Source organism: Streptomyces griseoruber (assembly GCF_001514205.1).
Classification (GTDB): domain Bacteria; phylum Actinomycetota; class Actinomycetes; order Streptomycetales; family Streptomycetaceae; genus Streptomyces; species Streptomyces griseoruber.
The window spans coordinates 49,569-62,857 of record NZ_KQ948764.1; the positions used below are offsets into that span (position 1 = coordinate 49,569).

The window sequence follows — 13,289 nt, forward strand, 5'->3', positions numbered from 1 at the left end:
GGCCATGGATCTTGGACTGAAGGACCGGGTGTACGTCGTCACCGGGGCCACGCGCGGACTCGGCAACGCGGCGGCGCGCGAGCTCGTCGCGGACGGCGCGAAGGTGGTCGTGACGGGGCGGGACGACCGGCGGGTCGCGGACGCGGCGGCCGAGCTGGGGCCGAACGCGGTCGGGCTGGCCGTCGACAACGCCGATCCGCGGGCGGCGGAGCGGCTGATCGCCACCGCCCGGGAGACCTTCGGCGCCCTCGACGGGGTGCTGGTGAGCGTGGGCGGGCCGCCGCCGGGGTTCGTCGCGGACAACACCGACGAGCAGTGGCAGTCGGCGTTCGAGTCGGTGTTCCTCGGGGCGGTGCGGCTGGCGCGGGCGGCGGCGGCCGAGCTGGAGTCCGGTGGGGTGATCGGGTTCGTGCTGTCCGGGTCGGTGCACGAGCCGATCCCGGGGCTGACGATCTCGAACGGGCTGCGGCCGGGTCTCGCGGGCTTCGCCAAGTCGCTCTCCGACGAGCTGGGGCCGCGCGGCATCCGGGTCGTGGGGCTGCTGCCGTCGCGGATCGACACGGACCGGGTCCGGGAGCTGGACGGACTGTCGGCCGATCCCGAGGCGACCCGGGCCGCGAACGAGTCCCGGATCGCGCTGCGGCGGTACGGGACACCGGAGGAGTTCGGCAGGACGGCGGCGTTTCTGTTGTCGCCGGCTGCGTCCTATCTGACGGGGATCATGGTGCCTGTCGACGGTGGGATGCGGCACGGGTTCTGAGCGTTGCGTCGCCGGGTGCGGGTGGTGGGGGCTGTTCGCGCGGTTCCCCGCGCCCCGAAAGGCCAAAGGCCAGAAGCCGAAAGCCTCAGCTCACCCTCTCTGCCCTGTGCTTGGCCGCCTTCATCCTGACGTCCGCCGGGAGTCTCTTCAGGGCCGCCGAGTCCCGCGCGTGGGCCAGGGCCCGGTCGGCCAGTTCGCGCAGGGCCGTTCCCGGGTCCACGTGGGGTTCCAGCCGGATTCGTACCCGGGTCTCCGGGGCGTCCCTGCGGCCGGTCAGACGGACCTGGGCGTGGGACACCCCCTCCAGGCCGCCCGCGTCGGCCGCCAGCACCGACTGGAGGGCGCGGCCCCGCAGCAGGGCGCCCGCGCCGTCGCCGGTGTCCACCAGGACCTCGGCGAGCCGGCGGCGGCGCAGCACCGACGTGAGCCACCACAGGGCGAGCAGGACGAGGACCGCGAGGACGGCGATGACCGTCGGCCACCACCAGCTCTCGTCCTTCCATTTCGTGCGTTCGGCGGTGCTGAGCAGGACGTCGTGGGGGCCCTCGTGGAGCCACCAGGAGGGCGGCGAGACCCCCAGGCCCACGGCCAGCACCGCGCCGCCGACGGCGAGGAGCACCAGCCCGACGAGACCGAGCAGCACACGGTTGAGGGTCCTGAGCATGCCCCTCACCCCTTCTTCCCGGGCCGCCGCACATGCACCGCCAGATGCGGCGGCCTTACGAGGCCAAGGCCCTGGACCGCCTGGTTCAGTACCGTGTCGAGGTCGGCGTGCACGGCGTCCAGATCGCGGAAGTGGGAGAGCGCGCGGACGTCGGCCCTGCGCCGGTGGGCGCGGACCCGCACCGACTGGACGCCGGCGACCTCCATGGCCCGGTCGCGCAGCACCAGCGCCACCGCGTCCCGATGCAGGCCGGCCCGTACGTCGGGGTGGATGTGGCGCATCGGCAGGACGGCCCGCAGGCCCGGGGTGACGGCGAGCAGGATCAGCCACAGGCCGAGGGCCGCCGCGACACCCGCGCCGACCAGCACCCAGGTGTCGTCGAGGGGGCGTTCGGCGAGCTGGGTGGCGAGTTCGCGGCGCCAGGCGAGCGCGGACCGGCCGGCCCGGACCGCGCAGACGTCGTAGAGGAAGGTGCCCATGACGACGAACAGCACGGCCGCCACGATCGCCGACGGGACGCGGCGCGAGGACCAGAAGCGGTGCACCTCGCCGGTGCCTGAGGCCGCGGGCGGGTCGTCCGCCCGCGGGGGTTTCTCCAGTACGGGCAGGGGGGTGGTGGCCTCCGAGCCCCGGGGCTCGCTCATCGCGTCCTCCCGTGTGGCGCGCCGTGGGCCGCCGTCAGATGCAGCTTCTCCACCTGGACGGCGACCTCCGGAACCTGCATTCCCACCAACGCGCCTACCCGCTCGGTGACATGCCGACGCACGGCCTGGCAGCGGGGGCCGATGTCGGTGGGGTAGTCGAGTTCGAGGTGGACGTGGAGGTGCGCGGCGTCATGATGGACCACGACGGTGGCGTGGGGACGGGCCGCTTCGGGGGGCAGCGGGCTGATCACCTCCAGCGCGGCCTGGGCGGCGATCTTCGCCACGACCCGGTCCGCGATACGGGTCGCCCCGCGCTCTCCCGACGGGACGTCGGCGGGTCGCCGGACGACCGCGCCCGTCCCCTCGCTCACGTCCGTCACCTGCGCCGGTCGTCACGTGTGCGGAAGAAGTCCCCGACCTCCAGGTCCCCTTCCAGAAGCCTGCCGACGACGAACCCGATGGCGCCGAGGGCGGCCACCAGGACGAAGGCGCCGAACCCGCCGAAGTATCCGGCGAAGCCCAGTGCCATACCGGCGATCATCCCGATCACGGCCCTGCTCATAGTGTGTTCCTCCGCTCGTCGGCCGGTACGTCACTGGAGGCGGGGCTCCGGCTCCTCGTCCTCCTCATCGGGAAGCTTCACGTCGCTCACCGCGATGTTGACCTCGACGACCTCCAGACCGGTCATCCGCTCCACGGCCGCGATCACGTTCTCCCGGACGTCCCGGGAGACCTCGGTGATCGACACTCCGTAGTCGACGACGATCTCCAGGTCGAGCGCGGTCTGCACCTCGCCGACCTCGGCCTTGACGCCGCGTGTCACGGACTTGGCCCCGCCGGGCACCCGGTCTCGCACCGCCCCGAAGGTACGGCTGAGGCCACTGCCCATCGCGTGGACGCCGACGACGTCCCGGGTCGCGAGGCCCGCGATCTTCTCCACGACCCCGTCGGCGATGGTGGTCCGCCCCCGGGTCGAGGGGTCACCGCCCCCGCGCCGGGTCGGCTTGCGGGTGGAGACGGTCTCCGTGCCGCCGTCCGTGCCCTGCGTCCGGGTCTGCTCCGTTGCCTCAGTCATGGCCGTACGTCCTTCTCGGTCGTCGTCCCTTCGACCACGGTAAGCGCGGTTGCGCCTCCGCGCCCCGGGGATGCGGCAGGCTGGAGGAATGAACAGGTCGACGAGTGCGGCGCGTGCGGTACGGCATCAGCTGGGCCTGGGCAGACTGCTGCCCCTGGGCGGCCCGCGCGACGGGGCGTGGATTGTGGAGGAGGCGGCGAACGGCGTACTGCGGGCGGCGGTCCGCGATGTGCCGGGGGTGCGGCTCGGGGTGCTGCGGCTGGCCCCCGCGGATCCCGGGGACGCGGACGAACCCGTCGTACCGCCTCCGCCGAGCGGGCTGCCGCCGGGGCCCCTCCGGGTGACGGCGGACTTCGCGGCGTCACCCGCGCAGCCGCTCCCGTCGACGGCGACCCGGCTGCGGCGGGCACTGGCGACGGCCGCGACCGAGCGGCTCGGCCTGGCGGTCTCGGAGGTGGACCTGCGGGTGACGGAGCTCCTCGACGGGGACGAGCCCGCCCCGGCACCGGCAGCGCCCCCGGCCGCACCGCCCGCCGGCCCGCCCCTCACCGGCGAGGAGGCGCTCGCGGCGGAGGCGGCCCTGTCCGTGCCGGGGGTGACGGGCCTGACCGGGGTGCTGGGCAGGGCGGTACGTCTGGAGAGCGTCGAGGACACCACCGCCGCGGCCCTGCCGCACCGGCACACCCGCGTGGAGATCACGGTCGGGGCGGACCACCGGGCCGTGGACGTGGCACGGCAGGTCCGCGTGACGGTGAGCGAGGCCCTGGCGGATCACCCGACGGTCACGGTGCTGGTGACGGGGGTGGGGTGAGGGCGGGCTCCGCTCATTCGCCCAGGCCGGCCAGGTCCCGCAGTCGCCTGCCCTGCGCGGCCCGCTCGGCAGCACGCTGACCGTCGTAGTCCCGGTCCGGCGCGCCGCGCAGCAGCGCCTTGGTCTCGATCACGGCCTCCCGCGGCGCGGCCAGCAGCGCCGTGGCCAGGTCCCGTGCCGCCGCGTCGAGTTCGGCAGCCGGTACCGCGAGGTTCGCGAGCCCGGAGTTCACCGCCTCCTGTGCGCCCACGAACCGCCCGGTCAGGCAGATCTCGACCGCTCGGCCGTAGCCGACGAGGGAGACGAGGGGATGCGTGCCCGTCAGATCCGGCACCAGGCCGAGGCCGGTCTCACGCATGGCGAACTGCACGTCGTCGGCGACGACGCGGAGGTCACAGGCGAGGGCCAGCTGGAATCCCGCGCCGATGGCATGGCCCTGGACGGCGGCGACGGTCACGACGTCGTTGCGCCGCCACCAGGTGAAGCCCTCCTGGAACCCGGCGATGGCGGCGTCGAGTTCGGCGTCGCCACTGCGCGCGAGATCGATGAAGGAGGGTTCGCCCTCGATCCCCTCGGGCGTGAACATCTGCCGGTCGAGGCCGGCGGAGAAGGACTTGCCCTCGCCGCGCAGCACGACCACCCGGACGGAGCCCGGCAGCAGCCGCCCGGCCTCGGCGAGCGCCCGCCACATCGCGGGGCTCTGCGCATTGCGCTTGGCCGGGTTGGTCAGCGTCACCGTGGCGAGCGCGTCGTCGACGGTGAGCCGTACGCCGTCCTGGTCGAGCAGGGGAACGAGTTCCTGGTCGGGCGTGGCCATGGGGCGCCTCCGATGCGTGCGGTCAGTCAGCGGTCAGCTGGTGAACAGCTAAGTGACTGCACAGTAACCACCCGGCCGATCGGAGAACCGACCGGGTGGCACCATCGAAGCCGGCGGGCCGCCCGGGTCAGGACGAGGCGGCCTTCTTGCCTCGCGTCGCACCGCCACGCCCACGGAGCGTGACGCCCGACTCGCTGAGCATCCGGTGCACGAAGCCATACGAGCGGCCGGTCTCCTCGGCCAGCGCCCGGATGCTCGCACCGGAGTCGTACTTCTTCTTCAGGTCTGCCGCGAGCTTGTCGCGCGCGGCGCCGGTCACCCGGCTGCCCTTCTTCAGAGTCTCGGCCACCCGTGCCTCCTCATGGGAAGTGCGCTCTGGTCCCCTCATGATCACCCCTCCGGGGCCCGATGGCCACCCATTCGGCAAGGTCCGTGCGAGAGGGTTTTGACGACAGGAGCGCGTCCCCACAAGCGGAACCTGTGATTCCACCCGGAGACGTTCGTACGGCCGAACGGGTTCTTCAGCGAAGTACCAGGTCAGAGACGCACGACGGCCGATCCCTTGTCGACAAAGGGATCGGCCGGAAAATGGATGTAGGACACACCTCGATACGAGGAGATCTCACACAGATGATGGATCACCCATGGGCCGAATGATCCAAGACGGATGATCAAGCGAGCGCGACGAGATCCGCGTAGTCGGAACCCCACAGGTCCTCGACACCGTCGGGGAGCAGGATGATCCGCTCGGGCTGGAGCGCCTCCACGGCGCCCTCGTCGTGGGTGACGAGGACGACCGCGCCCTTGTAGGTACGCAGCGCGCCGAGGATCTCCTCACGGCTCGCGGGGTCGAGGTTGTTGGTGGGCTCGTCGAGCAGCAGGACGTTCGCCGAGGAGACCACGAGGGTCGCGAGGGCGAGGCGGGTCTTCTCGCCGCCGGAGAGGACACCGGCGGGCTTGTCGACGTCGTCGCCGGAGAACAGGAACGAGCCGAGCACCTTGCGCACCTCGACCAGGTCCAGGTCCGGGGCCGCGGAGCGCATGTTCTCCAGGACGCTGCGCTCCGGGTCGAGGGTCTCGTGCTCCTGCGCGTAGTAGCCGAGCTTGAGGCCGTGACCGGGGCGGACCTCACCGGTGTCGGGCTGCTCCACGCCGCCCAGCAGACGCAGCAGGGTGGTCTTGCCGGCGCCGTTGAGGCCGAGGATGACGACCCGGGAACCCTTGTCGATGGCGAGGTCGACGTCGGTGAAGATCTCCAGGGAGCCGTACGACTTCGACAGGCCCTCGGCCATCAGCGGGGTCCGGCCGCAGGGCGCGGGCTCGGGGAAGCGGAGCTTGGCGACCTTGTCGGAGGCCCGGACCGCCTCCAGGCCGGCGAGCAGCCGGTCGGCGCGCTTGGCCATGTTCTGCGCGGCGACGGTCTTGGTGGCCTTGGCGCGCATCTTGTCGGCCTGCGAGTGCAGGGCGGCGGCCTTCTTCTCGGCGTTCTGCCGCTCGCGCTTGCGGCGCTTCTCGTCGGCCTCGCGCTGCTGCTGGTAGAGCTTCCAGCCCATGTTGTAGACGTCGATCTGGGAGCGGTTGGCGTCCAGGTAGAACACCTTGTTGACGACCGTCTCGACCAGGTCGACGTCGTGGGAGATGACGATGAAGCCGCCGCGGTAGGTCTTGAGGTAGTCGCGCAGCCAGACGATCGAGTCGGCGTCGAGGTGGTTCGTCGGCTCGTCGAGCAGGAGCGTGTCCGCGTCGGAGAACAGGATGCGGGCGAGCTCCACACGGCGGCGCTGTCCGCCCGAGAGGGTGTGCAGGGGCTGGCCGAGCACCCGGTCGGGCAGGTTGAGGGCGGCGGCGATGGTGGCGGCCTCGGCCTCGGCGGCGTACCCGCCCTTGGTGAGGAACTCCGTCTCCTGGCGCTCGTACTGCCGCATCGCCTTCTCGCGGGTGGCGCCCTGGCCGTTGGCGATGCGCTGTTCGTTCTCCCGCATCTTGCGGATGAGGACGTCGAGGCCGCGCGCGGAGAGGATGCGGTCGCGGGCGAGGACGTCGAGGTCGCCGGTGCGCGGGTCCTGCGGGAGGTAGCCGACCTCGCCGGAGCGGGTGACCTGGCCCGCGGCGGGGATGCCCTCACCGGCCAGGACCTTGGTCAGCGTCGTCTTGCCCGCGCCGTTGCGCCCGACCAGGCCGATGCGGTCGCCCTTGGCGACACGGAAGGAGGCGCTCTCGATGAGGATGCGGGCACCGGCGCGCAGCTCGATGCCGGAGGCGGAGATCACGGTCAGACTCCTGTGCGGGGTCGGTGGCGGGTTGGGCGGCTGAGGACGTTCCCGCCGTCTAATGCGCGAGGAGAATGGCCATGAGGCCAGTCTAACGGCCCCGTGCAAGCACTTTTTCTGTGTTCAGGCGTTCGATCTTGACGAGGGAGTGATCTGCATGACAGGTACGAGCGGCCGCCCGAGCGTCTACCCCACGCTGCTGTACGCCGACGCGAAGGCGGCGATACGCCAGCTCACCGAGGCCTTCGGGTTCACCGAACTGTCGGTGTACGAGGGCGAGAACGGGGCCGTGATGCACGCCGAGCTGGTGCAGGGCAACGGCGCGGTGATGCTCGGTTCGAAGGGCCGCGGCGGTGTCTTCGACACGGCGATGAAGGACGCGGGCCCGATCGGGGTGTACGTCGTCGTGGACGACGTGGACGCGCACCACCGGCGGGCCGTGGAGCACGGCGCCGAGGTCCTGATGCCCCCGACGGACCAGGACTACGGCTCCCGCGACTACCTGGCCCGCGATCTGGAGGGCAATGTCTGGAGCTTCGGCTCGTACGCGCCGGACATCCAGGCCTGACGGGCAGGCCTGACGGGCAGGCCTGACGGGCCCGACGGCCGGGGCCCCGCCCGGGGCCCCGGGGCTCAGCCGCCCGTGTGCACCTGGAAGGCGGCCCGGCGGACGGCCTTGGCCAGCGCCGGGTCGGGGTGCGCGGCGGCCAGCGCCACCAGCACCTGCACGGTGCGGGGGTGTCCGACGGCGCGCACCTCGGCGAGCAGCGCGGGCACGGTCGGCTGGAGCGCGGACTCCAGGTGCCGGACCAGCATCGGGGCCTCGCCGTGGTCGGCGACGGCGGCGGCGGTGTCGACCCACAGCCAGGTGGCCTCCTCGCGGGTGAGCACCTCGTGGGCGTCCTCGGGGTCGACGCCGTCGTGCTCGGCGAGCCAGAGCAGTGCGTACGGTCTGAGGGCGGCCACGTCGACGACGGCGCGTACGTCGGGCTCGGCGGGGGCTCCCACGACGCGCAGCGCCTCGAAGGCCAGGCCGCGCAGCAGGGCGTCCTCGCCGCGGGCGGCGACGAGCAGCTCGGTGACGGCGCTGCCGACGGGGCGGGCGGCGAGCCAGGCCCGGTACTCGGCGCGGGCCGCGTTGGGGCGGAGCTGGGCGCAGCCGCGGAGCATGTCCTCGGCGGCCTGCTCGATGTTGCCGGCGGGGCTCTGCGCGGCCACGCAGATCTGCTCCAGCTTGACCCACACCGCCCAGTTGCCCAGCGGGGTCAGGGTGGCCTGGCCGTCGCCGCAGGTGAGGGCGCCCACGGAAGCGAGCGCGTGCAGGGCCCAGTCGAGCAGGGGGGCGAGCTCGGCGTCCCGGGCGGGCTCCGCCGGGTCGGCGTCGGCGGAGGGCCCGGGGGCGGCGGGAGCCGGCGGACCGGCCGCGTCGGCGGCGTAGGGGACCTCGCAGCGCTCGGTGCGCAGCTCGGTGACGCGCTGGCGCAGCAGGTCCAGGAGCTGGTCCACGGGGACGGGCCCGGCGGACAGCTGGAGGAAGGAGAGCACCTGGGGCATGGCCGAGACGACCTCGGCGACGGCTGCGGGCTCCTCCTCGGCGGGTTCCGGGGTGGCGAGCGACCAGGCGTCGAACAGGGCGACCCAGCCGCGCAGGACGGCGGTGTCGTCGCGGTCCCAGGCGCGCAGCCGCCAGCCGGGGCGGGCGCTGTCGCCGTGCACCTCGACGAGGCCAGCCAGCCGGGCGGTGTCCCAGTCGTGGCGGACCTGATCCAGGCTCAGACCCAGATCGCGGGCCGCGCGTTCGGCGGTCGGGCCGGAGAGCGTGGCCTTGCCGTCGGCGGTGGCGGCGTCGCCGCCGGGGCCGAGGGCGGTGTCGGCCCAGCGGGCGACACGCGCCGCGGCGGCCAGACCTGAGCGTGCCATTCTGGCCAGCACCGCCGGTGCCGGAGTGCCCTCCGGGGGGCGGGGCGCGGGGCGGCGCGGGCGCCGCTGGTTCACAGCTGTGGGGGCGGCGGCCAGGGGTCGCGGGCGGACGAGTCGAAGCCTGGAGTCGCGCGGGATACGGGACGTCACGGGTGCAGTCTTCCGGTTGACGGTCCGAAAACCCAAACGGAATGTCACGGCGGGCGACGGGACTGGCCAACGCACGAGGTCCGAGGAGCGGCGAGGAGACGGGTTCCGGCCAGTGGTACGGGCTTGAACGGAACCTTCGGGACCGGTGCGGCGGGGCGGTGTCGCGCGGTTCAGCTGAGGGGGGTGAGGAAGCGGCGGAGGGCCTCTTCGTAGGCCTTGGGGTCGGCGTTCCACATGGCGCCGTGCGGGGCCTGGGCGACGGTGCGGAGGGCGACCAGGTCGGGGCGGCGGGCGGCGAGGCGACGGGAGACGTGCCAGGGGGCCACGGTGTCGTCGGGGCCGTGGAAGAGCAGGGTCGGCACGGTCAGCCGGGCCGGGTCGGCGATGTCGTCGCCGAGGCCGTCGGGGGCGGCGTGCAGACCGGTGCGGCCCTGGGCGGCGCGGACGGCGAGCGGCAGCAGCACGCCGGGGGTGTGCCGGGCGGCGGCGAGGGCGCGCAGGGTGGACTGCCAGTCCAGCACCGGGGAGTCCAGGACGAGGCCGGAGACGCGGTCGCGCAGTCCGGAGCGGGCCGCGGCGCGCAGGGCCATGGTGGCGCCGGTGGACCAGCCGAGCAGGACGAGGCGCTCGGCGCCGTGGCGGACGGCGTGGCGCATCGCCGCGTCCAGGTCGCGCCACTCGGTCTGGCCGAGGTGGTTGAGGCCGTCCGTGGGGCGGGGGGCGCCGAGGTCGCCGCGGTAGGACAGGGCGAGCACGGGGAAGCGGCGGTGGTGCAGGAAGCCGAGGAGGTTCAGGGCCTGCTCGCGGGTGGTGCCGAGGCCGTGCACCGCGATGACCCAGGTGCGGCGGGCGCCGGGGACGAACCAGGCGGGCAGGTTGCCGAGTTCTCCCGGCACGTCGACGTCGGCGTGGTCCAGGCCCAGGGTGCCGCTCGGGGTGCCGACGTACAGGTTGGGGGTGAGCCAGACCGCGTCGCCGGGGTCGAGGGTGCCGTGCGTCACGCGTTCGAGGCGGCGTACGACGGTGTCGGCGGAGTGGGCGGCGCCGGGGAGGACGGGGCCGACGACCGCGTGGGAGCCGTCGCCGGCGAGGCCGTAGGTGCCGGGGCGCAGGGTGGCGAGGTGCCGGGTGAGGGTCACCTGGCCGGCGGCGGTGCCGTGCACGGTGAGCCGGGGTTCGGTGGGCAGGGGACGGCCGGGCGGCGCCTTGAGTGCGGCGTCGCTGGCGAGCCGGCCGGCGGCGACACTGGCGGCGCCGGCGGCCAGGGCTGCGGTGACGGCGGCGGCCGTCGCGGTGACAGTGCGCACCCGTCCAGTGTCCTGGCCATCCCTCGTGGCGGCCAGTGGTGGCGGGGGTGGGGGTGAAGCGGGGCGGAGCCGGTGGGGTGGCGCAAGGCCGCCGGGCGGTGCGGGGCAGGAGGTCAGCTCCGCTGGCCGTAGCCCCGCAGGCGGTCGCCCGCCTCCGCGACCTGGGCCTTCGTCAGGAGGGTGGGGGTGTGGCCGGGGACCGAGGACGCGGTGAGCCAGAGGTGGCACATCCACTCCAGCTGGGCCGTTCGATCGAATGCCTGGTCGAGGGTCGCGCCGTAGGTGAGGGTGCCGTGGTTCCGGAGGAGGCACCCGGTGCGGTCGGTGAGGGCGCGCAGGGTGTGCTCGGCCAACTCCTCGGTGCCGTAGGCCGCGTAGGGGGCGACCCGGACCGGGCCGCCGAGGGCGCCGGCCATGTAGTGGACGGTCGGGAGCTCGGTGACGAGCGTCGAGACGGCGGTGGCATGCACGGCGTGGGTGTGCACGATCGCGCGGGCGTCGGTGCGGCGGTAGACGGCGAGGTGCATGGGCAGCTCGCTGGTCGGGACGAGGGTGCCGCGCACCTGCCGGCCGGTGAGGTCGACGCCCGTGACGTCGTCCGGGGTGAGGCGGTCGTAGGGCACGCCCGAAGGGGTGACGAGCACGGTGTCGCCGACCCGTACGGAGACATTGCCGGAGGTGCCGACGACCAGGCCGTCGGTGACGGTGCGGCGGGCCGTCGCGACGAGCGCCGCCCATGCCTGCCGTTCGTCGCTCAGCTGTTCGCCCATGCCCCGATCCTGCCAGGGGGCGCGGCCGCCCGACACGGGAAGCAGCCGGGTGACAAGTGTCTCTCCGCGGCCGGACGGGCCTGACGGTGAGGGCAGGGGCCGGGCGGCACTTGGGCCGGCACTCGAACTTAGTGACGACGACCACATTCGGACACCCTGACGCCCCCCTCAGTTCACCTCCCGTTTACCCAGGTTACTTACCTTCAACAAACCAATGACTTCGAACGATTGCCTGGGTAAATGGAAAACTTCTCGCTGATCCTCGCGATTGTGGTGGTCACCGCACTCGCGTTCGATTTCACGAACGGTTTCCACGACACCGCCAACGCGATGGCCACGACCATCTCGACCGGTGCACTCAAGCCCAAGGTCGCGGTGGCCATGTCCGCCGTGCTGAACCTTGTGGGCGCCTTCCTCTCGGTGGAGGTCGCGAACACGATCTCCAAGGGTCTCGTCGACGAGACCGGCATCCGTCCCGAGGTCATCTTCGCCGCCCTGGTCGGCGCGATCCTCTGGAACCTGCTGACCTGGCTGGTGGGTCTGCCCTCCAGCTCCTCGCACGCCCTCATGGGCGGCCTGATCGGCGCCACCATCGCCTCGGCCGGCCTGGGCGCGGTGCACGGTGACGTCCTGGTCACCAAGGTCCTGATCCCGGCGGTCGCGGCCCCGATCGTGGCGGGCGTCGCCGCGATGCTCGCGACCCGGCTGTCCTACACGCTGGGCAGGAAGGCCGACGGCAAGGCCGCGGCGAAGGGCTACCGCGCGGGCCAGATCGCCTCGGCCGGCCTGGTCTCCCTGGCGCACGGCACGAACGACGCCCAGAAGACGATGGGCATCATCACCCTGGCCCTGGTCGCGGGCGGCGCCGTCGCCCCCGACTCGGACCCGCCCACCTGGGTCATCCTCTCCGCCGGCATGGCCATCGCGCTCGGCACCTACCTCGGCGGCTGGCGCATCATCCGCACCATGGGCAAGGGCCTGACCGACCTTCAGCCGCAGCAGGGCTTCGCCGCCCAGACCAGCGCGGCGACGGTCATCCTGGCCTCCTCCCACCTCGGCTTCTCCCTGTCCACCACGCACTCGGTCTCCGGTTCGGTGATGGGCGCGGGTCTGGGCCGCAAGGGCGGTGTGGTCCGCTGGTCGACCGCGACCCGGATGTTCGTGGCCTGGGGCCTGACGCTCCCGGCGGCCGCCCTGGTGGGCGCGCTGGCCGAGTCGGTCACCGACCTGGGCGACTGGGGCACCGCGGTCGTCGCGGTCTTCCTGATCGCCTCCAGCGCCGCGATCTGGAAGATCTCCCGCCGCGAGGTCGTGGACGCCTCGAACGTCAACGCGACCGACGAGCCGGCCGGTGTGGTCACCACGGCGATCGCGGCCGTCACCCCGCCCCCGGCGGGCACGGTCTCCGAGGACCTGACGGCCACCATCCCGTCCCCGGCCGCCGCGGCCACCACCACCGAGCCGACGGCTCCGGCCGCCTGAGCCCGCCACCCTCCCGGTACGAAGGAAGAGAAACAGCATGGACATCGACTGGGCGGCCCTGGGCTCCGTCTTCGGCGTCAGCCTCGTGGTCACGGTGGCCCTGGTGGCCCTGTTCACCCTCGGCGTCATGGGCCTGTCCCGCCAGGAGCGGGCCACCGCCGAGGGCGGCTCGGCCGGCCTCGCGGTGACGGGAGCGTACGTGTGCTTCGCGGCCTGCGCGGCGGCGGTGGCGTACGGGATCTCCCTGATCGTGGCCTGACACCCACAGGACACCCCCGGGGTGCGGGACGGTTCGCCGTCCCGCACCCCTTCTGCATGACCTCGCGAACCACCCCCGTGTGGGGTTCTGCACACTCTCCCCACGCAGGTCAACGGCAAGTTGACGGCCCTTCCGGGGGCGTGGTGGACTGCCGGAGCCATGTACGGCGGCAGAAGAGGAAGCCGGTGAGAATCCGGCGCGGTCCCGCCACTGTCACCGGGGTAGGTAGCCCCGGGAGCCAGGAACTCTCGCCGCCGGTCTCGTCGAACCAGGGCGTGGACACCCTGAGTGAGGACATATCGCCATGCTCGCCTGCCGTTCGAGGTACAGCCCAGGATCGCTGCCCGCCCCCACGGCCGG

16 protein-coding genes and 1 riboswitch are annotated in these 13,289 nt (G+C 73.2%); of the genes, 5 read left to right on the top strand and 11 right to left on the bottom strand.

The annotated features are described in order from the left end of the window. Positions 1–4: 4 nt before the first annotated feature. A complete protein-coding gene (locus AQJ64_RS04590; protein WP_055637657.1) occupies positions 5–760 on the top strand; it encodes an SDR family oxidoreductase in 756 nt (251 codons plus the stop codon). Positions 761–845: 85 nt separating this feature from the next. Here AQJ64_RS04590 and amaP read toward each other — a convergent pair whose 3' ends face one another. Genes amaP through AQJ64_RS04615 form a run of 5 tightly spaced genes read right to left on the bottom strand, consistent with a single transcriptional unit; the run spans position 846 to position 3,143 of the window. Then, the gene (gene amaP, locus AQJ64_RS04595; RefSeq protein ID WP_055637656.1) at positions 846–1,424 is read right to left on the bottom strand and encodes an alkaline shock response membrane anchor protein AmaP; all 579 of its coding nucleotides are present in this window, start codon (positions 1,422–1,424) and stop codon (positions 846–848) included. A gap of 5 nt (positions 1,425–1,429) precedes the next feature. Beyond that, entirely contained in the window at positions 1,430–2,068 is a 639-nt protein-coding gene (locus tag AQJ64_RS04600; RefSeq protein ID WP_055637655.1) for a DUF6286 domain-containing protein, read from the bottom strand. Beyond that, positions 2,065–2,448 carry an Asp23/Gls24 family envelope stress response protein gene (locus AQJ64_RS04605; RefSeq protein ID WP_055637654.1) on the bottom strand — a complete coding sequence of 128 codons (384 nt, stop codon included), beginning with the start codon at positions 2,446–2,448 and terminating at the stop codon, positions 2,065–2,067. The genes AQJ64_RS04600 and AQJ64_RS04605 overlap by 4 nt, the downstream gene beginning before the upstream one ends. Then, the gene (locus AQJ64_RS04610) at positions 2,445–2,630 is read right to left on the bottom strand and encodes a hypothetical protein (protein ID WP_055637653.1); all 186 of its coding nucleotides are present in this window, start codon (positions 2,628–2,630) and stop codon (positions 2,445–2,447) included. Before AQJ64_RS04610 ends, AQJ64_RS04605 begins: the two co-directional genes overlap by 4 nt. A 30-nt stretch (positions 2,631–2,660) precedes the next feature. Continuing rightward, complete coding sequence (locus AQJ64_RS04615; protein ID WP_055637652.1) at positions 2,661–3,143, bottom strand: Asp23/Gls24 family envelope stress response protein; 483 nt, start codon at positions 3,141–3,143, stop codon at positions 2,661–2,663. Between the two features lie 88 nt (positions 3,144–3,231). On the opposite strand from AQJ64_RS04615, the gene AQJ64_RS04620 reads away from it, so the two are divergent. After that, positions 3,232–3,954 carry a hypothetical protein gene (locus AQJ64_RS04620; protein ID WP_059202426.1) on the top strand — a complete coding sequence of 241 codons (723 nt, stop codon included), beginning with the start codon at positions 3,232–3,234 and terminating at the stop codon, positions 3,952–3,954. A gap of 13 nt (positions 3,955–3,967) precedes the next feature. On the opposite strand, the gene AQJ64_RS04625 is transcribed toward AQJ64_RS04620, so the two are convergent. The 3 genes from AQJ64_RS04625 to AQJ64_RS04635 form a co-directional block, all read right to left on the bottom strand. After that, complete coding sequence (locus AQJ64_RS04625; RefSeq protein ID WP_059202427.1) at positions 3,968–4,771, bottom strand: enoyl-CoA hydratase/isomerase family protein; 804 nt, start codon at positions 4,769–4,771, stop codon at positions 3,968–3,970. Between the two features lie 127 nt (positions 4,772–4,898). Then, positions 4,899–5,120 (bottom strand): helix-turn-helix domain-containing protein, encoded by a 222-nt coding sequence (locus tag AQJ64_RS04630; RefSeq protein WP_004002281.1) that lies wholly within the window; start codon positions 5,118–5,120, stop codon positions 4,899–4,901. A 322-nt stretch (positions 5,121–5,442) separates the two neighbouring features. Next, positions 5,443–7,041 carry an ABC-F family ATP-binding cassette domain-containing protein gene (locus tag AQJ64_RS04635; RefSeq protein ID WP_055638958.1) on the bottom strand — a complete coding sequence of 533 codons (1,599 nt, stop codon included), beginning with the start codon at positions 7,039–7,041 and terminating at the stop codon, positions 5,443–5,445. A gap of 157 nt (positions 7,042–7,198) precedes the next feature. On the opposite strand from AQJ64_RS04635, the gene AQJ64_RS04640 reads away from it, so the two are divergent. After that, positions 7,199–7,609: a VOC family protein gene (locus AQJ64_RS04640; protein ID WP_055638957.1), complete on the top strand. Its 411-nt coding sequence runs from the start codon at positions 7,199–7,201 to the stop codon at positions 7,607–7,609. A gap of 65 nt (positions 7,610–7,674) precedes the next feature. Here AQJ64_RS04640 and AQJ64_RS04645 read toward each other — a convergent pair whose 3' ends face one another. The 3 genes from AQJ64_RS04645 to AQJ64_RS04655 form a co-directional block, all read right to left on the bottom strand. Beyond that, positions 7,675–9,111, bottom strand: coding sequence for a hypothetical protein (locus AQJ64_RS04645; RefSeq protein WP_211286460.1), 1,437 nt, complete (start codon positions 9,109–9,111; stop codon positions 7,675–7,677). Between the two features lie 170 nt (positions 9,112–9,281). After that, positions 9,282–10,418 carry an alpha/beta hydrolase gene (locus AQJ64_RS04650; RefSeq protein WP_055639134.1) on the bottom strand — a complete coding sequence of 379 codons (1,137 nt, stop codon included), beginning with the start codon at positions 10,416–10,418 and terminating at the stop codon, positions 9,282–9,284. 113 nt (positions 10,419–10,531) lie between these two features. After that, complete coding sequence (locus AQJ64_RS04655; protein WP_107120592.1) at positions 10,532–11,188, bottom strand: class II aldolase/adducin family protein; 657 nt, start codon at positions 11,186–11,188, stop codon at positions 10,532–10,534. A gap of 240 nt (positions 11,189–11,428) precedes the next feature. On the opposite strand from AQJ64_RS04655, the gene AQJ64_RS04660 reads away from it, so the two are divergent. After that, entirely contained in the window at positions 11,429–12,670 is a 1,242-nt protein-coding gene (locus tag AQJ64_RS04660) for an inorganic phosphate transporter (RefSeq protein ID WP_055635692.1), read from the top strand. Between the two features lie 37 nt (positions 12,671–12,707). Beyond that, positions 12,708–12,929, top strand: a complete 222-nt coding sequence (locus tag AQJ64_RS04665) for a hypothetical protein (RefSeq protein WP_055635691.1) — start codon at positions 12,708–12,710, stop codon at positions 12,927–12,929. A gap of 127 nt (positions 12,930–13,056) precedes the next feature. Beyond that, a riboswitch (cobalamin riboswitch) is annotated at positions 13,057–13,199 on the top strand. Positions 13,200–13,289: the final 90 nt, after the last annotated feature.